General features: G+C 41.0%; 19 protein-coding genes. 8 read left to right on the forward strand and 11 right to left on the reverse strand.

The window, feature by feature from the left end:
- Positions 1-62 precede the first annotated feature (62 nt).
- Both AC2CZC_RS15290 and AC2CZC_RS15295 read right to left on the reverse strand, forming a co-directional pair.
- Positions 63-1,055, reverse strand: coding sequence for a helix-turn-helix transcriptional regulator (locus AC2CZC_RS15290; protein ID WP_484582449.1), 993 nt, complete (start codon positions 1,053-1,055; stop codon positions 63-65).
- Positions 1,055-1,966, reverse strand: coding sequence for a GGDEF domain-containing protein (locus AC2CZC_RS15295; protein WP_484582450.1), 912 nt, complete (start codon positions 1,964-1,966; stop codon positions 1,055-1,057). Before AC2CZC_RS15295 ends, AC2CZC_RS15290 begins: the two co-directional genes overlap by 1 nt.
- A 310-nt stretch (positions 1,967-2,276) precedes the next feature.
- Between AC2CZC_RS15295 and AC2CZC_RS15300 the strand changes: the two genes are divergently transcribed.
- From AC2CZC_RS15300 to AC2CZC_RS15320, 5 genes are all read left to right on the forward strand, one after another.
- Complete coding sequence (locus tag AC2CZC_RS15300) at positions 2,277-5,066, forward strand: TonB-dependent receptor (protein ID WP_484582451.1); 2,790 nt, start codon at positions 2,277-2,279, stop codon at positions 5,064-5,066.
- Positions 5,067-5,117: 51 nt separating this feature from the next.
- Complete coding sequence (locus AC2CZC_RS15305; RefSeq protein WP_484582452.1) at positions 5,118-6,392, forward strand: metallophosphoesterase; 1,275 nt, start codon at positions 5,118-5,120, stop codon at positions 6,390-6,392.
- A 210-nt stretch (positions 6,393-6,602) separates the two neighbouring features.
- A complete protein-coding gene (locus AC2CZC_RS15310; RefSeq protein WP_484582453.1) occupies positions 6,603-7,466 on the forward strand; it encodes a hypothetical protein in 864 nt (287 codons plus the stop codon).
- Between the two features lie 231 nt (positions 7,467-7,697).
- A complete protein-coding gene (locus AC2CZC_RS15315; RefSeq protein ID WP_484582454.1) occupies positions 7,698-8,138 on the forward strand; it encodes a hypothetical protein in 441 nt (146 codons plus the stop codon).
- 343 nt (positions 8,139-8,481) lie between these two features.
- Complete coding sequence (locus AC2CZC_RS15320; RefSeq protein ID WP_484582455.1) at positions 8,482-9,321, forward strand: glycosyltransferase; 840 nt, start codon at positions 8,482-8,484, stop codon at positions 9,319-9,321.
- Positions 9,322-9,390: 69 nt separating this feature from the next.
- On the opposite strand, the gene AC2CZC_RS15325 is transcribed toward AC2CZC_RS15320, so the two are convergent.
- The 7 genes from AC2CZC_RS15325 to cyoA are packed head-to-tail and all read right to left on the reverse strand — an operon-like array spanning position 9,391 to position 15,185.
- On the reverse strand, positions 9,391-9,879 hold the full coding sequence (locus tag AC2CZC_RS15325) for a hypothetical protein (RefSeq protein WP_484582456.1): 489 nt from the start codon (positions 9,877-9,879) through the stop codon (positions 9,391-9,393).
- The gene (locus tag AC2CZC_RS15330) at positions 9,876-10,481 is read right to left on the reverse strand and encodes an SCO family protein (RefSeq protein ID WP_063364052.1); all 606 of its coding nucleotides are present in this window, start codon (positions 10,479-10,481) and stop codon (positions 9,876-9,878) included. Before AC2CZC_RS15330 ends, AC2CZC_RS15325 begins: the two co-directional genes overlap by 4 nt.
- Before the next feature lie 4 nt (positions 10,482-10,485).
- Positions 10,486-11,370 (reverse strand): heme o synthase, encoded by an 885-nt coding sequence (gene cyoE / locus AC2CZC_RS15335; protein WP_063364051.1) that lies wholly within the window; start codon positions 11,368-11,370, stop codon positions 10,486-10,488.
- 1 nt (position 11,371) lies between these two features.
- The gene (gene cyoD / locus AC2CZC_RS15340) at positions 11,372-11,713 is read right to left on the reverse strand and encodes a cytochrome o ubiquinol oxidase subunit IV (protein ID WP_039609741.1); all 342 of its coding nucleotides are present in this window, start codon (positions 11,711-11,713) and stop codon (positions 11,372-11,374) included.
- Positions 11,713-12,333: a cytochrome o ubiquinol oxidase subunit III gene (cyoC, locus tag AC2CZC_RS15345; RefSeq protein WP_039609742.1), complete on the reverse strand. Its 621-nt coding sequence runs from the start codon at positions 12,331-12,333 to the stop codon at positions 11,713-11,715. Before cyoC ends, cyoD begins: the two co-directional genes overlap by 1 nt.
- Before the next feature lie 16 nt (positions 12,334-12,349).
- Positions 12,350-14,386: a cytochrome o ubiquinol oxidase subunit I gene (cyoB, locus tag AC2CZC_RS15350; RefSeq protein ID WP_484582457.1), complete on the reverse strand. Its 2,037-nt coding sequence runs from the start codon at positions 14,384-14,386 to the stop codon at positions 12,350-12,352.
- Positions 14,376-15,185 carry a ubiquinol oxidase subunit II gene (gene cyoA, locus AC2CZC_RS15355; protein WP_230851852.1) on the reverse strand — a complete coding sequence of 270 codons (810 nt, stop codon included), beginning with the start codon at positions 15,183-15,185 and terminating at the stop codon, positions 14,376-14,378. Before cyoA ends, cyoB begins: the two co-directional genes overlap by 11 nt.
- A gap of 288 nt (positions 15,186-15,473) precedes the next feature.
- Here cyoA and AC2CZC_RS15360 point away from each other — a divergent pair, with 288 nt between their 5' ends.
- Positions 15,474-15,989, forward strand: coding sequence for a hypothetical protein (locus tag AC2CZC_RS15360; RefSeq protein WP_484582458.1), 516 nt, complete (start codon positions 15,474-15,476; stop codon positions 15,987-15,989).
- An 84-nt stretch (positions 15,990-16,073) separates the two neighbouring features.
- Here the strand turns inward: AC2CZC_RS15360 and AC2CZC_RS15365 are convergent, their stop codons facing one another.
- On the reverse strand, positions 16,074-17,258 hold the full coding sequence (locus AC2CZC_RS15365) for a quinone-dependent dihydroorotate dehydrogenase (protein WP_484582459.1): 1,185 nt from the start codon (positions 17,256-17,258) through the stop codon (positions 16,074-16,076).
- 155 nt (positions 17,259-17,413) lie between these two features.
- On the opposite strand from AC2CZC_RS15365, the gene AC2CZC_RS15370 reads away from it, so the two are divergent.
- Complete coding sequence (locus tag AC2CZC_RS15370; RefSeq protein WP_484582460.1) at positions 17,414-17,989, forward strand: hypothetical protein; 576 nt, start codon at positions 17,414-17,416, stop codon at positions 17,987-17,989.
- A 51-nt stretch (positions 17,990-18,040) separates the two neighbouring features.
- On the opposite strand, the gene AC2CZC_RS15375 is transcribed toward AC2CZC_RS15370, so the two are convergent.
- Complete coding sequence (locus tag AC2CZC_RS15375) at positions 18,041-18,514, reverse strand: deoxycytidylate deaminase (protein WP_039609746.1); 474 nt, start codon at positions 18,512-18,514, stop codon at positions 18,041-18,043.
- Positions 18,515-18,713: 199 nt separating this feature from the next.
- Between AC2CZC_RS15375 and AC2CZC_RS15380 the strand changes: the two genes are divergently transcribed.
- Positions 18,714-19,145 (forward strand): hypothetical protein, encoded by a 432-nt coding sequence (locus AC2CZC_RS15380; RefSeq protein ID WP_484582461.1) that lies wholly within the window; start codon positions 18,714-18,716, stop codon positions 19,143-19,145.
- Positions 19,146-19,167 lie beyond the last annotated feature (22 nt).

Raw genomic sequence — 19,167 nt, forward strand, 5'->3', positions numbered from 1 at the left:
TATGAAATATAAGCAATAAACATTCCATGAGGCATTGTGAATAGGCAACATTCGGGTACTGTCTAAGTATTTCGAAGCTCTGACGGTGTGACACCAAACCAGCGTTTAAACGCTCGGCGAAAATTAGGTAAATCGTTAAACGCGAGTGCTTTTGCTACCTGTGCATTTGAGTAACCTTGTTGTTGAATACAAAATGCGGCCTGCTGGCTAAGCACTCTGTCTTTTAAGCTACTGAATTGACTGTTATGTTGATTGAGTTTTCTTTTCATTGTTGCTTCGCTGATCTTAAAGTGGTTGGCGAGATCTTCTAAGCATGCTTTGGGGTGATGGATCAAAAACGTTTCTGCATAAGATAAAAAGCCCATTGATGTGCAGGGCTGCAAAGTGACTAGATTGCTTTGCAAAGCTGCAACGGCATCGTATTGCCGTGCCTGAAGTACAGTTTTTCGGATCTCGACAGTACAGGCGTGGTGACCAAATGATAGCGTACCAACCTGCATCGCATGGTAATGTTCAATGTGCGCAGGCGTGCCGTAGGGCAGTTGAAATTGTATCTCTAAATTATTGAATCGCCATTTGATAAAGCCATTTATAAGGCTAAGCCAAACTTCGAGTAAAAACTGATAGGTGCAAGGAGATGGCTCACTGACAGCGGGGTTTACAAAGAAATGAATAGCTTGCCCTTCTCTAAGCATACGTATGCTGAAGTAGGGAAATAGGTCATTTTCCAGTTGTTTACAGGCTATCAGCAACGCTTTCAAGTCGATACAATGAAACAAATACGATGCATATTTAGCACAAAGACTATGCAATAGGTGTTGACCCAACACAAAGCTAATGTCTTGACTTAAATTGTGTTTTGTAATGTTTTCTATGATTTGTTCTAGTTGCGCATAACTAGAGTTGTGGTTTTGATTTTTGAAATCCTTGTAAAATATCTTGGTGCCTTTGAGCGCTTTGTCTGGATGTATTCCCCGTTGCTTTGCCAGCTCAACCAGTGGTTCTAACAATTGATGACTGTTAAATCTTAGATTGTTTGATTCAAAGTAAGGCATTAACAGGCCTGCTTATTGTGAGCAAGTTGAGCCATCAGCTGCTCAAAAATTTGCACGCTTTGCATCGCAAGTGAAACTTCAATGCACGCATAGTGCAGTGTACTCGGGTTTAATGTGACGAGATTTTTATCGTACTGGTGGTGGACTTTTGCGGCAGTGCACACTCGGTTTGTGATGTCTATGGCAGTACTGAGCTTAGTCGCAGGGTATAAGACAATGAATTTATCCCCAGCGTAACGGCATGTGAGATCGCAGCCACGAATATTTAGGGTGATCAATTGCCCTGTGTCGCGAAGTAATAGCTCGCCTTTGGTGATACCGTGTTTAAAGCAAAACTGGCTATAGGCTTTTAAGTCTAAGATTGCGACACAGAACCGAGTACCATCATCGATGAGCTGCGAAACCTCCGCGTCAATTTGCTTTTCCATGTAGCGCGCACTGTATAAACCAGTCACATAGTCGGTAAAGGTATGCTCTCTAAAATGTCGCTCTTTTCTTAATAACGTTAAGTTTAAAAAAGTTTGCTCTTGATACCACCAATACATGGCAATGCTCATCACAATCATACCGAGTAATGCGGGGAAAGCTTCAAGTGAGCTGAGAGTTGGATGGATGTGGTTAAAAGAAAAGAACTCATCTAGGCAATCTAAGAGCAATGAAATCAGCATCAAGGTTAGGCCAAAAGAAAGCGCCGTCGTAACGCGTCCTTGTGGGCGGCTCAATAATGTTGCAACTAGCCACACTAAAGACATGGCAGCAAGTCCTCCTTCACCAATTGCGTCAAGTATTTCGAATTGGGCGTAAGGTTTTAATTCACCAAAGTGTACTGCCATTAATATTGTGATGGTGACAGACACGATAAGCAGTGCCCATAAATGAATGTGTTTTATCGATGTAATAAAGTGAGCCATAAATTGATGCCGAGCAAAATGTTTATTGTTGTTATGTTATTGCAGTGAAATTTCTTGAACAGGGTCAATTTAGCTCATTACTTTGACAGTTTTTTTAACTTTGATGGCAATTTAAGGCTAAAAGAGTCTCAGTTTATTGTTTTGAGCTTATTTAAGAGGGTGAAATTAGCTCAAATGCTCAGTGTTTTAATCTAAAAGCTAGCTAAATCAGTACCTTCGGTTTAGTGATGAAATAAATAATTCATATTGTCCAGATATTGTTGCTGCGATTTTTAGGGTAATCAATCAACACAATCTGTAAGAGATAAATATGAAACAATCACTACCGTTACCTTTTTCAAAGTCCTATCAAGCCATTGCGCTACTATTGGGCGTGTTTGCAAGTGGCACACATGCAAATACACTGCAAGGGCAAGTAGGAGATACACAAAATAAAGCGTTTTTTGAAGGCGCGCATGTCAAACTCGTTGAGTTAAATAAACACATCAGTACAAGTCGAGATGGACGTTTTGTGTTTACTAAACTGCCCGCTGGGGAATACACGCTGGAAATCTCCTATATTGGTGCTCAATCTTCCGTTCAAATAATAACAATCAATGACGACCAACTAACGCAAGTGGCTGTGAAGCTCAAGCCTGTGCAAGAAGATTTGGATAATATCATTGTGGTTGTCCAGCGCGCAGGACAAGCAGGGGCATTTAACCGACAAAAAAATGCCGACGGTATTATGTCTGTGGTGAGTGCAGATGGCATTGGCCAGCTTCCTGATCAAAATGCAGCAGAAGCATTACAGCGTTTACCGGGGATGTATATTCAGCGCGACCAAGGTGAAGGGCGCTTTGTCGGAATTCGCGGTATCGATCCTGGGCTGAATAATGTGTCGATTAATGGTGCCAACGTACCTTCGCCTGAAGCGGGTGTACGCAGTGTCGCAATGGATGTGATCCCCAGTGAAATTATTCAAAGCTTAGAAGTGAGCAAAACCGTCACGCCAGATATGGACGCCAGTGCGATTGGTGGCAGCATCAATGTAAAAAGCCTCAGCGCGTTTGACAGGCAAGGGCAAAGTTACAGCTTTACGGCGCAAGGCTCTTATAACGAACAGGTTAGTGAATCTAGCCCTAAATTGTCAGCGAGTTTTAGTGATATTTTTGCGCTTTCCAATGATACGCAGTTAGGTGTTGCGACAGCCGTTTCTTGGTTCGAACGAAAGTTTGGATCGCATAATATGGAAACGGACGGGGGTTGGATGGCTTTAGAACAAGAAGAGGCCTCAACAGGAGAAGATGCTGCATTTTATGGTGCCGAAGAGATAGAGCAGCGTCATTATCTAGTGACTCGTGAACGACTAGGTGCTGCGCTCAACTTAGACCTTCATCATAATACATTCAATAAGTACTATTTGCGGACTTTATATAGTGAATTCTCGGACGATGAATATCGTCTTCGCAACGAATATAAGTATGACAAAGGCAAGTACATCGAAGCAGAGTCAAGTTCAAGTGCGGCATATTTCACTGACGCGGAAATGGACAGAGACACCAAGGATAGATATGAAGAGCAAAGTATTCTGTCGTTGGTGGCGGGAGGGGAGCACATACTGCAAAGCTGGTTTGTGGAATACAACCTTGGTTATTCAAAGTCGGATGAAATTGAGCCTAACCGATTAGATGTCGATTTTGCGGGAGAAGGTTTTACTCTGGGTTATGGCAGTCTAGGTGACGCACCAACACTCGCTCATTCGGACAATGCCCATGACCTAAGTAATTTCGCATTAGATGAGATTGTCAGTGAACACAACCTCAGCGAAGATGACGCGCTCAGTTTTAAACTTGATGTGAGTAAAGATTTAGTCATAAAAGGGCACAATGCACAGTTAAAAGCCGGTGTTAAATACAGCGACCGTGAAAAACGCAACCTTGTGAATACCAACGTTTATGATGACGGTTTTGATGACGTTACGGCAATGCGCTTTGCAACAGACAATCCAGAGTACGATCTCGGCCAGTTTGGACCAGGTTTGTCGCGAAGTGGCATAAGACATTTTTTTGCAGAGAATCAAGCGTACTTCACACTTAATCAATTAGAAACAGACATTGAGAGCAAAGGTAAATCCTATACATCTGAAGAGCGCGTAGCAGCTGCATATGTGATGGCGAGTATCGACATTAATGACTTAAATGTTATTGCTGGGCTGCGCTACGAAGATACTGATTATGAGACATCAGGGAGCCGTGTTGAGCTACTCAAAAATGAGATTGAAGACAGCGAACAAGTTGCAATTACGCCATGGAATGTCAGCAAAAGCTACGATCATTTATTACCAAACCTGACACTTAGATATGCCTATTCGGATGAATTAATCACGCGTTTTGCCTACACACATACGATTGCAAGACCAAGCTTTGGTGATGCCGCAGCTTTTCAGTTATTAGAGAGCGAAACATCCAGTGATGACGATGGTATTCAAGTAGAACGCAAAGGCGAGGTTGGCAACCCTGATTTAAACCCTTATGAATCGAGCAACCTTGATTTCTCAATTGAATATTACCCCGGCAAGGTTGGCATTATGTCTGCGGGGTTGTTCCACAAAAATATCGATAATTTTATTGCTAAGCAGCAAGTGCAAGACAATGGCAAGTGGGATGGTTTTGAAGAAGTTATCCAATCGGTAAATGGCGGCAAAGCCCAATTGAGTGGCATTGAGCTGGCGTACACGAAAAACTTTGATAATGGCCTGATGATTTCAGCTAATGGCACTTTTATTGATGCAGATGAGGGTCTGCCAAATCAGTCTGACACAGTGGCAAACCTGATGATTGGGTATGAAAATGACGAGATCAGTGCCCGCCTCAGTGCTAGCTACAAAAGTAAGTTCTACATTATGACTGAAAATGATGCGCGAGTGTATCAAGACGCCCATAACCAAATAGACCTCAGTGTGAAGTATTTCATCGATGAGCAAACCCAAGTTTATTTTAATGCAGTCAACCTGACGGATGAGCCGTATTACGTGTATCACGGCGAGCAGCGTTATAACTATCAATATGAAAGTTATGGCCGCGCCTATCAATTGGGTATCACCTTAAGTTCTTTCTAATTTTCTAAAAACAACAATGGCGCTGCTTGGGTAACCTTGCAGCGAAAATGTATGAAGTTATCTACCTCTTGCTTCGCAGTATCTGCGTTATTACTCAGTGGCTCATTTAATGTGGCTGCTCAAGATTCTATTTCGTTTTTGGCTTTTGGTGATGGGGGATATCACCCTGATTATCCAAAAACTAAGCATATTAAAAAGCCTAAAAACAAACAGCAATTTATAGAAGCCGAACGCGCTGACTGGTTAGAGGATCACAGGCCAATAGAGGAATTTAATCACGCGCCAATTTACGTTTATCCTGGCACAGAAATCGCCACAGAAGATACCGGAGCTGCGGCTGTTGGTAAAGCAATGGCGACACTATGTGAGCGCAAAGCTTGCGAGTTTGGTATTCAGCTTGGCGATAATATCTACCCAGATGGTGCGGATGCGAATGATGGTAAAGATGACCAAAAGCGCATGAATGATTTGATATTAGGTCCCTTAAAGCCGCTATTTAAGAATAATAAAGAGCTGGTGGTGTACTCTGCACTTGGCAATCATGATTGGAAGACATCTCGAAAGGGCGTAAAACTGCAAACGCAATGGATGGCTAATCAACCTAACTTTCATATGGATAAACGGGGATACTACCGTTACAGAGTGGGTGAGACAGGCAATGACGTAGAGTTTTTTGTGCTCGATACTAATATGCTGTTATCAGGGCAGCATTATTATGAAATTCCACTGGCAAAAGATGGCAGTGAGCAAGGTCTTGCGACGGCACTGGCACACGGACATGCGGAAGTAGAGGACATAGAAATACATGAGTCGCCGGTCAATGGTGAAGACCATAAGCAACTTGCTTGGCTTGCTAAGGGACTGAAAACATCAACCGCAAAATGGAAGATTGTGTATGGACATCACATCTTGTGGTCTATTGGTGGAACTAAATATGATGAGGGCCATGTACTTAGAAGACTGATTTTACCTGAGTTATGTCAGTATGCAGATGCCTACATTGCAGGACATGAGCATGATCTTGAGTTACTGACAGATGACTGCTCTCGTGTTATGCCGGGGAACAACAAGCCAAAACTTCCACTCATTATCAGTGGAGCAGCCTCAAAAATGCGTGGTACACACACGCCATTTTCTCAGCAACAAGAAAAACGTTATCCAGAATATGACTTAATTTGGGCTAAAAGCTTTATCTGGGGCTTTGCCCATATTGAGCTCGATAATCGCAGCGACAGCTTAAATGTGAGCTTTTACACAACGCCACATGACAAGTCTGGACAAGTGATCCCTGAAGCGAGCTTTTCTTTTAACCATCGAAGTGAGTAGGGTTATTCAAATTGCACTGTTGTATGTATCTGTGTGCAGCAGTGTTTTTGATTGTTGAAACTAATCAATAATTTGGAGTACTAGAAAATGGTAAGAATAATTCCCAAAACTTGTTAGAAAAGTATCTGAATTACGCATATGGGTACAATTACAGTTGTTATATCTGTGTAACTATCCAGTCGAGGCAACAATAAACATAGGAATAAGGAAATGAAACTTACAAGTTTAACATTGGCTGTGATTGCAACTTTGGGCGTGGCGTTATCAGGCAACGCGCAAGCTGAAGCAGAAATAAATTCACCTGTGCGAGTCGCGATTGATCACTTAGGCGTGCCATGGGTGCATAAAGATGACTCAGCTGGGCTGTGGCGTGAAAAGCCATTGCCACATGGTCAAAAGGCCATTGCAACAGCAGGTGGATATTTTCACTATCATTTTGGTACCGGACCTGATGATAAAGGGTATGCATATTATGAAGGAGCGACTTTTGCGGTTGGAGAAAATGGCAATGCATATCGATACCAAAATTATGACTGGCAATCGGTTGTGGGCTGCTGGGGCGCACAGGATGTAAGCTCATTTACAGTAGAACATGCATACTGCGTGAATGGCGATGGTACTTTGAAGAAGTTCAATGATGTCAGCGATAGTTTCGAAGGTTACTATGCCATTAGCAATGAAAAAATTAAAAAAATTGATGTTGCGCTAGGTGGTGTTATTTGGGCCATCACTGAAAGTGACAAGTTGTTTAAGTATGATGGCGTAAAGTGGGCACAACAAAAAGTAGCCTGTGGCGATTTATGTTCGCTTGTTGACATCGCAGTTGGTGGCGGCCAAGTGTTTGTTGTAGCCAGTGTTTATGGTAGCAACGATGGACCGCAGAGCGTATACACACTGAATAATGGCAATCTGGTTAAATTTGGCTCATTTTATAATATCGATGTCGATAGAGAAGGCGTCATATGGGCTATCTCAAACTATACACGCACGCTATTTTTGAAACGCCCAGGCATGAGCGAATTTGTTGAAGATGTTCAAATGAGCTATAAAGTGTCGACTAATATTGGTAGTTAAATACCAATGTAAATGAAGAGGGGGAATAGACCGCCTCTTCTGACTTTAAATAACTTTTATTATTTATATGTAAAACTTTGCGCTTATTAACCATTCAGTCTATCTTCATTCGCTTAGTCATATCTTACCGTTCTAGATTTACATTATTTTCCACATCTCATGGCTCATTTTAAGCTAATTAATATATGTGGAATATCCATAGATATATAAAATAAAACCAGGAAGTAATTCATGCTTAATAATTGGTATAAATCGACCTTATTCATTACATCTTTTTGCTTTTGTTTCGGTAGTGCGCAGGCTGCGAACGAGATACCTGAACCTAATTTAAAATATGAATTTGCACTTCAAGTTGGCACAGAGGCCTTGTATGAAGTCAAAATGACACTCAAAGATGAACAGCCTGCGGATATCACCTACTACGATGAAAAGAACAGACCGACTTATAGAGTAGTTTTAAATGTAGACTATGAAAAATCTATCAAGCGTGGAAAAGAGAGCACCATAAAGCATTCCATTCAAAAGTATAAAAACAACGATTGGGTAGAATTGTTTTCTCCAGAAATGACTTACTTGGTTGGACTACCAGGTAAACTCGAAATATATAACGAAGACAAGGTTAGAATGTCATTAAATGGTGAGCTGACCATTGCCGATAGTACGCACCTTTGATGATTAATTACTAAGCTTTATGAGAAATGAAGCTTAGTCAAACTAACAGTCAACGATCAACATAAAACGACAGAATAATACATTTTTCATTTTCCGTGTTTCAATATAGAACAGCATTTAAGCTCGGGTGATGTTACCTTTGCAAATTAACATGGCTATACGAAGATAATATTTTTATCCATAGTTATTAAAAATCCAATATATCAATGGTCTGGGTTTATTTTATAAATATATTTGTAACATATGCGCTTATCTTCTAGAATCTGAGCGGTTTTCTGACTAAGTAAAGCGTTCAAATAATTGCGGGGTTGTTATCTCGCAAGGTTTTGGACAAAGGAGAGTAATGAAAAAAGCCATTTTTACTTTGGCCATTGGTGACAACCCAATGTACAAAGCTGCACTACATAGTTTTAAACTTTACGCACAAAAGGTGGGTGCTGATTTAATCGTATCTGACCAATTACACTATAAAATAGATATTGTTAACCCCAAGTTTAATGCATCTCCTGCTTGGACTGAAAAGCTTAGGATTGGGGAGCTATTGAATGAGTATGACAGAGTACTCTACGTTGACTCTGATATTATCATTCGACCAGATGCGCGAGACATATTTGAACTGCATAAAGAGTTAGATACAACTTATTGGCTTAATGAAGGTTTGCTAAAAGACCGCCAAGCAGATATTTCGCTTATTTGTGAAAAATTAGGGCCAGTAGAATGGGCAACTGAAAGTGGTATGCGGACATATTACAATGCAGGAGTAATACTGACTTCTAAAGAAGCTGGGTTATTCTCAATAACTAATTTGGAAGACTTGCAGCTGATATGTAATGAGGTCTCTTTTTACGAGCAAAGCTACTTTAATTATTGTTTGCATAAACATGGTTTAAAACATCAGGGGATTGATAAAGCATTTAATCACATGGATATGTTTGGTAATGGCAGCTACCTAGATGCCGACTTTATTCACTATGCTGGCAAGGGGTATGCTAAAACCAGTCGACGTCGAGATGTACAGTTTTTAAAGGATTTCTCAGCAATTTTCGACGGTATTGTATCTGAGGATGAACTTAAAAAGCTCAAAGAAGATGCATGGCAAGCTTATCTCAAGGTGATTTATAAGAAGTATCCTTTACCTAATATTTTGATAAAACTCTTTACTGAACGCTTTGTGCCGCGTTAAAAAGGTGGTGATAGCAGGGAAGGGGAGTAAGAAAGTGCAGTAAGGGTTACTGCACTGTAACTTTACAGACTAAGAAGTCTTTTTCTGACGGCTAACTAAACAATAAGAACCGTCTTTTGTGCTGGTCATATAGCCAACAAAGTTTTTATCTCTTTTATGAGCAAAAACATGTGTCTCGTCGTTCAATTTACCTTTGAATAGCCACTTTTTGAATACTTCCTCACGCACCACAATACATGGGTTTTTAACAGCAAAACTTTCTTTATACGCTACTTCACAATGGCCCGCACTGTGAGACATAGAAAAAGTGATATGGCTTTGTCTGTCTTTATATTCAAGTACACCCGTTACCAACAAAGTTTCAAGTTCATTTTTGTTGGTTTGGTTTGATACCAATAAACGATGTTTTTTTGAGCCAATAATATCACCCGCCATCGCTTTTAATTCGCTATGGCAATGTTTGACATTATATTTTTCAATAATCGTTTCAATCGAGTTTTTTGCAACCACCTGAGTACTTGCCATTAAAAGGCCAGCTATGAATAAATATGTCTTCATAGCATAAGCTCTCTAATTTGAGCTGCAAGTTCATTAGGCGTTGTTGTATGGCTCATAGCGGTAATTAAATCGCCTTCTTTATTTATGATGTAAAATCTTGATGCATGGGCTACTGAGTATTCCATAAACGACTCTTCAAGGTTTTCGTCATCATAATAAACACCATATAATCCACCAACTTCTTTGGTTTGCGCAGCGCTGCCAGTCAAACCAGTAATACGCTCGTGAAAGTAGTCAGTATATTCCTTTAAATCTTCTACTGTATCACGCGCAGGGTCTACTGTTACAAGTAAGCCCTGCACCTGATCAAGCCCTTGCTTCTCTAAACGCATAAATGCATTAGTCATTACAGCGAGAGAGTTAGGACATACCTCTGCACAAGACAGGTAGCCGAAGTACATGACGACGACTTGGCCTTTATAATCAGAGAGCGAAACAGGTCCGGCATAGCTTTGCAGCGTAAAATCTCCACCCAATTCATCGAACGACTTTCTTGTTTCGTTAAAGTCTTTAGTGGTTGTTGATAGATAAAACCAAATGAGTCCAATAATACCAAGAAAAGATAAAATCCAATGTAAGTGAGCGGCTTTAAACTGCTTCATAACTCTACCTTGCTGTCACATATGCATTTTGGTCAATATGAGCAAAATCAACTGACATCAGAACACTCATAGAAGTAATGGCAACCAGCGATAAAATAAATACGCGTTTTGCCCAAGTATGATTGTCCATACGATGGAAGTCGAAAATTGTGCTCAATAGCCAGATCAAACCAATGATGAACGTAAATGAGGCGAAAATAGCGCCAACATAGTTCAACGTGAATAGAGAAAGTGCAAGTACAGTAAAGGCAACAATAAAGCCAATCATGTGTTTTCTAGCAACTTCAACACCACTGACAATTGGTAAAACCGGAATATTTGCGTCTTTGTAGTCTTTGAATCGGTAAATAGCAATGGCATAAGAATGCGGAATTTGCCAAATACAGAAGATTGCCAAGATCACAACGGCGCCAATATCAAATTGACCGTTAACAGCACAGTACCCCATAACAGGAGGACATGCGCCAGAAATACTGCCTACAAAAGTACCGTATATAGATTTTCTTTTATAATAAAGCGTGTAAAGGCCAACGTATACCACGAAGCCTAGCACACCGAAATAAAAGCTCATCATTGATGCATACAGTGCTAAAGAGGCGAAACCTATGCAACCCAAAAGGGTTGCATAAGCCAAAGCTTTGTTCACCGAAATCGACTCTAAGAGTGGCTTTCGGTACTTTGTGCGTGACATCAACTGGTCGATGTCACGGTCAATCACATTATTAAAAACGCAACCAGAGGCGATGATACAAACTGTACCCACTATCATTGCTGTAAATGTAACGAAATCAATATTACCTTTGGCTGCGAGCACGTAGCCCGCAACCGCAGTGATTAAGTTACCAAAGATAATGCCTGGTTTTGTAATTAACAGGTAACTTCTTAACATTTTAATGTCCCATGAGCATGTTGTGATTTAGGTGCTCCATAATCCAAATGGAGCCAATCACAACTATGGCCACTGTCAACACAATAAACGCGGCTGAAGTAGTGTTCCATATTTGCTCAGAAGATGAGTTCATGTGTAAGAAAAATACAAGTTGTACAAATAGCTGTGCAATAGCTGTAACTAGGATGATCCCAAGCGTGATAGCTGGAGATGCCATATCGTACATTACAACTAAAAACGGGATAGCAGTTAGTACTAGAGATAGAAGTAAACCTATCGTGTACTCTTTAACGCTACCGTGAGATGCACCGCCAGTGCCATGTTCATTATTAGTGTGGCCCATTACATCACTCCTACTAAGTACACAACGCTAAATACACAGATCCAGATGATGTCTAGGAAGTGCCAGAATAAGCTTAGGCAAGAAAGTCTTACCAAGTTATCTTCACTAAATCCGTCACGCTTGAAGTGAACGAATAGAACAAGCATCCAGATGATACCACCGAATACGTGCAAACCGTGTGTTGCTACTAGTGCATAGAATGCAGACCAGTAACCACTTGTTTGCGGCGTAGCACCAAGTGTACTGAAGTGCCAGAACTCATACATTTCTAAGCCAAGGAAACCTAGGCCTAGAAGTAATGTGATGACCAACCAAGTGATCATGCCTTTCATCTTGCGCTGGTTGGCTTGAAGCATTGCCATACCAAACGTAAAACTACTGAATAGTAGGAACGCAGTACCAACTGCAACTAGATTAAGGTCAAATAACTCTTTTGGTGTAGGGCCGCCTGCGAAGCCGCCACTTAGTACTGCATATGTTGCAAACAATGTTGCGAACAAAATACAGTCACTCATGATATATATCCAGAATCCGAATATAGTATCACCACCGGTATCATGATGCTCATGATCATCGTGATGATCGTGAGCGTCGTTTGCGATTACGTGATCGTTTGACATGATTTAAAACTTTCCTCTACTTGCCTTTATTAGCTGCGTGTTCTGCAACAGCTGCCAAGTGCTTTGACTCGATTTCTTCAACTTGATCTACTGGTACGTAGTAGTCTTTGTTGCGATCAAATGAGTACGCAATCCAAGAAGCTACGATACCGATGAAGCTAGCGATAACCATCCACCAGATGTGCCATACGAAACCGAAACCTAAAGATAGTGAGAATGCACTGATCACAAAGCCAGCCCATGTATTTGAAGGCATGTGGATCTTTGAGTACTTCTCAGGCTTTTGGTAAGCAATACCATGCTCTTTCTTGTAATGATGCTCATCACGGTCATGGATTTTAGGCAACTTAGCAAAGTTGTAGAATGGAGGCGGTGACGAAGTAGCCCACTCAAGAGTACGACCATCCCACGGATCACCAGTTACGTCCATATTTTGCTTACGGTCTCTGAAGCTCACGTAGCCCATGTAGAACTGAACAGCGATACCAGCAGCAACGATGAATGCACCAATCATTGCAACGATCAGTAGTGGTGTCCACTCTGGGTTGTCATAGTAGTTAAGACGACGAGTCATACCGTTGAAACCAAGGATGTATAGCGGCATAAATGCAACGAAGAAACCGATTGTCCATAGTGCACAAGAAAGCTTGTTAAGTTTCTCGTTCAGCATCCAACCAGTTGCTTTTGGCCACCAGTAAGTAAGACCTGCGAAGTAACCAAATACTGCACCACCAATGATTACATTGTGGAAGTGTGCAATTAGGAACAAGCTGTTGTGTAGTACGAAGTCAGCAGCAGGTACTGCTAGCATTACACCTGTCATACCACCGATTGTGAATGTGAATAGGAAACTACATGTCCACCACATAGAAGCTGTGAATTCAACACGACCTTTGTACATAGTGAATAGCCAGTTGAAGATCTTAACACCGGTGGGGACGGCTATGATCATGGTGGCGATACCAAAGAAGGCATTTACACTTGAGCCTGCACCCATTGTAAAGAAGTGGTGTAGCCATACAACCATTGCTAAAACCATGATAACGGCAGTTGCCCATACAAGCGATGTATAACCGAACAGACGCTTACGTGAGAATGTAGCAGCGACTTCAGAGAAAACACCAAATGCAGGTAAGATCAGAATGTAAACTTCTGGGTGACCCCATGCCCAAATGAGGTTTACGTACATCATTTGGTTACCGCCAAGGTCATTAGTGAAGAAGTTTGTACCTAAGTATCTATCTAGCGTTAGAAGCGTGATAGTTACAGTAAGGATAGGGAACGATAGAATGATTAGTACGTTTGCACATAGAGAAGTCCATGTGAATACAGGCATTTGCATAAGCTTCATGCCAGGCGCACGCATTCTGATGATAGTAACGAAGAAGTTAACACCCGTTAGTAGAGTACCAATACCAGAGATCTGTAGTGCCCAGAGCCAATAATCGACCCCGACCCAGGGACTGTATTCAATACCTGATAACGGCGGATATGCTAACCAACCAGTTGCAGCAAACTCACCAACGAATAGTGAAATGTTAACTAGTAATGCACCTACTACGAATAACCAGAAGCTCAAAGAGTTCAGGAATGGGAATGCAACGTCACGCGCACCGATTTGTAGAGGTACAACAATGTTCATCAAGCCAACAACTAAAGGCATGGCTACGAAGAAAATCATGATTACACCGTGAGCCGTAAAGATCTGGTCATAGTGTTCAGGAGGTAGATAGCCCGCTCCCACGCTGTCAGCGGTTGCTAACGCTTGGTGAGTACGCATCATAATTGCGTCCGCGAAACCACGAACCAGCATCACAATCGCTGCGATGATGTACATAATACCTATTTTTTTGTGATCCACTGAAGTGAACCATTCTTCCCAAAGGTATTTCCACTTACCCATTTTGGTAATAAGTGCGAATAGGAAGATACCGCCAAGTATTGCACAGATCATTACTGGCAAAATAACAGGGTCATGAACAGGAATAGAATCCCAGGTCAGTTTACCCGTGAGCGGATCCGGATCTGTGATTATGGTAGCTTTACTTGCCATTTTGAACCCCAGTGTATTTCTCTATGGTTTTCTTAAAGTGCAGAGGGTCGACATCCGAGTAGTAAACTACAGGATGGTCTTTTGATTTCTCGCTAAGCGCTTTGTAAGTAGGTTCGTCTAGCACATACTCTGATGCTTTTACTTTATTAACCCAAGCATCAAAGCCAGCTTGATCTACAGAGTGAGTTTTGAACTTCATGCCTGAGAAACCAAAACCACTGTAGTTAGCAGACATACCGCGGAAGGTACCTTCTTTAGATGCCATCAGGTTAAGTCTATTTTCCATACCAGCCATCGCATAAATCTGGCTACCCAAACGCGGAATGAAGAATGAGTTCATCACTGTGTCTGAAGTGATTAGGAACTCTACCGGCGTATTTACTGGGATTGAGATTTCGTTGACGGTTGCAATTTGCTGCTCTGGATAGATGAATAGCCATTTCCAGTCCATTGCCACTACTTGAATAGTCAATGTGTCTTTGTCTTTACCTAGCGGCTTACGCGGGTCTAGAGTGTGAGACGTGACATATGTGAAATATGCAAGTGCTGCGATGATCATACAAGGCACAATCCAAACAACAAGTTCGATTTTTGTTGAGTGTTCCCACGACGGCTTGTACTCAGCTTTTTTATTGCTAGTACGATACTTGTACGGGAAGTAAATAGACATAAATAATACAGGGATTATTACAATAAGTAATAAAGCCACAGAAATTATAATCAGGTCTTTCGCCTGCTCACCAATTGGACCCGCAGGGTCAAAAAGCGCTAGCTCACAACCTGTTAGAAGAAACGCCATCGTAAAAACCATTACGAATGACAAGGACTTTTTCAGCATATTCAACCTACTTGATATCGCGGGTAATTACCCCATTACCTGCCTGAATAAATTAACGAGATTAATGCAATTGAGAACTGTTTCCATTCACACCCCTCTCGGAGGGGAATGTTATAGGGAATGCAGCTAAAATTCAAGATTGACTTGACCTACATCAATACGTTCTAAATTCAAATTTAGATGTTTTTTGAGCGATTTATGTCTAGACTTCGTATTGACACCGTCAAAAAAAATTCTGGAGCGTGCGATATGAAAAGACTATTTTATTCCACAGATAGTTTGGATGATGCAGAAATGATTTCGGACGAAGTACATCAATTGGGTATTGATGATCACCATTTTTACGTACTATCTCGGGATGAAAGCGGCATAAGGACGCATCATTTACACGGCTCAACTCAGATAGAGAAAACACAAATATTGTCAGCAAGAAAGAGAGCTTTTTTACTCGCAGGTGCGACTGCATTAGCGTTACTGACATTCATGTATTTTTTTACTGATTTAACAAATAAATTTTTAATACAAGCTCTAGCAGCAAGTATTATTGGTGGTTTTGTTGTCATGTTCATCGTAAAACTTGCTGGAAAGTCATTTGATGAGTATTTCCAGCTGCTTGTCAATGAGCACCTAGATGCTGGTGATGTGATCATAATCATCGATGTTGAACGCTCTCAAACACACAAAGTTGAAACACAGCTAGAGGGGCATCCTAAAGCACAATTCTTGGCCGATAGTTCAAATTTGGCGTCGCCAATACCAGATTGAACAAACAAATTTAAAATAGTGGTGATAAACTTTGGAGAATGAAAAAAGTTATCACCACTCGTAGCATCAACTTTTGATTGCAACTTATGCTGCGGAGCTTACTTCCTTGTTAGCTTCTTCGTCCTTGACTGCCTTTAACTTGGGCAGCGGGTTTCTCGAACCAACAGCTTCTTCGATAGAATTAAAGCCATCGGCCTTCAACAATTTGACAAGTCCACGATTGATCTCGCTAATATTTTGTGGTCCGTCAAATATGAGTGTTGAAATCATGTGCAAGATGCTTGCGCCAGAAGTAATTTTTTCATAGGCGTCTTTGGCTGTGAATACACCACCTACACCAATAATGGTGAGTTTACCGCGAGTTCTTCTATAAACATGTCTGATCACGTTGGTAGAAATACGCTGAAGCGGTAAGCCACTCATGGCACCTTTGTGAAATGGTAGCTCTTCTTTGACATATTCTTGGTTGAACTTGGGCTTAGCAAGGTTGGTTAACACAACGCCATCCATTTTATGTTCAACGCAAGCATCAACAATGATGTTAATCTCATCCAAAGTCATGTCTGCAGCGAGTTTGACATAGATAGGGCGGCCATCAACTCTGTGCTTGTTTACTGCGATAAGTAATGCATCTAGATTGTTTTTATCAACAAATGGTTCGCCATCTTGCGTATTTGGACAGCTTATGTTGATAGTATAGTAATCGCCTATGTCTTTGAATAGCTTCATTGTTTTGGTGTAGTCGTCGATAGAATCTTGTAGATCAAACTCCGGCGTTATATTCGATTTAGCAGCATTTATCCCCACTTTTAATTTACCAAAATTCACACCTTTTAATCGTGATGAAATTTTCTCAGCACCTTGGTTATTCAGGCCGTACCAAACGAGAATTGATTTTGACTTGACCATTCTAAATAAACGCTTACCAGGATTTCCTGGACAAACTTCACCGGTAAATGAACCAAGTTCAGCCAAGCCAAATCCAATCGATGGGTAAATCTTGGTTAATTCGCCATCTTTGTCAAAGCCTGCGGATAAACCTAACGGGTTTCTATATTTAATACCGTCAACTTCAATCTTCAGGCTGCGATGGCCGTAGTTGAAGAAAAAAGAAGTGAGCCAGCGGGTTAGAAAGTTTGAGCCCAGTATTACTCCGACACGTTTAAACATGTAGTGAGCATCTTCTGGGTCCATCAGGAATATCAGCGGACGAACCGCTCTGTATAGTAGCTTTAAGACAAAGTTACGAATGCCGATGATAAGGCGCATTTTCAACCTCCAAATTTGTCATCGATTGTTGTTGTTGGGTGCTGTTTTACGAGCACATCAGGTAACTCATGTTTTTAGCTTATGATCATTAAATAATAATAGCAATAAGAATTGTTATCATTTACAGTTGGTTGTTATTCAAATTGGAGGTGCTGATGAAAAAGTGGATGCTGAAGCTATTGGGTACAGATGTAACGAAGCCGATTGTACGAAGTGTAGTCGAGCCTATTTGGCAAAGTACAGGCGAAGTTTTTTATTTATTGAATACTTTGCAATTACGCTATAAATCTCGTTACGGGATGGTCAGTGTTGATGCGTTTGATATCAATTCATTTATTAACAACGCGCACGATCCATTAGATGAACTTGTGCACGAGTTTGGCGAAGAGTTTTCTTTTTCTGTTTGCGCAGTTGGGTGGGAGAGACTTGGCAATCAAACTCGGGTGAAGGCCATTGATAACGCCGCAATGTTTAGATTTAACAAGTCATTAGATTCACCTACGCAGGTACTCTTTCAGCATCAGTTTTGTGCATCTGATGAGGTCAATAAAAATGAAGTTAATCTTGCTTTAACTCGAGGGGTATTTAAATATTATAATGTCCAAATTGACGAGTTTATTAATCAATTGAAAGAAGCAAATAAAAGAATTAATCATGACAGAGCAAAATGTCATGGGATAACTGGAGAAAACTTTAATAAAGATGTCTTTGACAGGGTGTCTATGGCTTAAATAAGCCTTTGAGTCGGAGTGGATTTATTAAAAAACCACTCCATCTAAGCGTTACTGATCGTCGTAAGTTGCGATTTCTTGCTCTATGACAACTAGTTCAACGCCTGCCATCTCAAACATATCTCTGGTTTCTTGCGCTGCATGATAACGTTTTTTAGCAACGACTTTAGAAATGCCGCAGCTTATGATGAGCATTGCGCAAACTCGGCATGGCTCCATCGTGCAATACAAGGTGGCACCATCTAAAGGAACGCCATAGCGAGCAGCTTGGCAGATAGCATTTTGCTCAGCGTGAATGGTTCGCACGCAGTGTTGCCTTGTGGTGCCATCGCTATCGGTAACTTGCTTCATTAGGTGACCGACATCATCACAGTGTGGCAAACCAGAGGGCGAACCCACATAACCTGTTGATATTATTCTTTTATCTTTAACTATAATACAGCCTGATTTACCTCTATCACAGGTGGCCCTTTGTCCAACACTGTCAACTAAATCAATGAAGTATTCATCCCAATCTGGTCTCATTGCTTGTGCCTTCAATACTACTTACATGTCAATAGTATACTCAGTATCTAGCATAATTCGAAGCTTATCTTATCAATGAGTTATATCTTTAAAACGGATCAAATGTATCTGACGAATATAAAATTAATATGATTAATGTATCTATTTGTTTTGTTTTTTAGTATAAATTGTTTTTTCTTTTTTATACTTTTGGTGTTGTGTGAAAAATAAATATTTATTGTTTTCTGCTTATTCTAGCTTTTTGGCGGCTGTTTTACATCTTGGGTGTATTATATTCGGTGCGCCTTGGTATAGATTTTTCGGGGCTGGTGAGCGAATGGCTACGATGGCTGAGGCGGGAGAACTTGAACCCACGTTGACTACTTTTGTGATTGTCTCTGCTTTAAGTACATGGGGAGTATTTGCATTGTCCGGTGCTGGCGTGATACGTCGATTACCTTTCTTAAAAACAGTTATCTTTATGGTTGCGTTAGTGTTTATTGGCCGTGGGGTTGCATTCCTGTTTATTATGCCTTTGTTTCCCGAAAACTCACTCACATTTTGGATAGTGAGCTCTTTGATATGTTTGACTATCGGCCTGTGCTACGCGTTAGGTGGATGGCAACTGCATAAGCAGCAAGCCAACTTATAAAATGACGCTTTGTCAATATAAA

The sequence above is a fragment of the Pseudoalteromonas sp. MMG033 genome, from assembly GCF_057197785.1.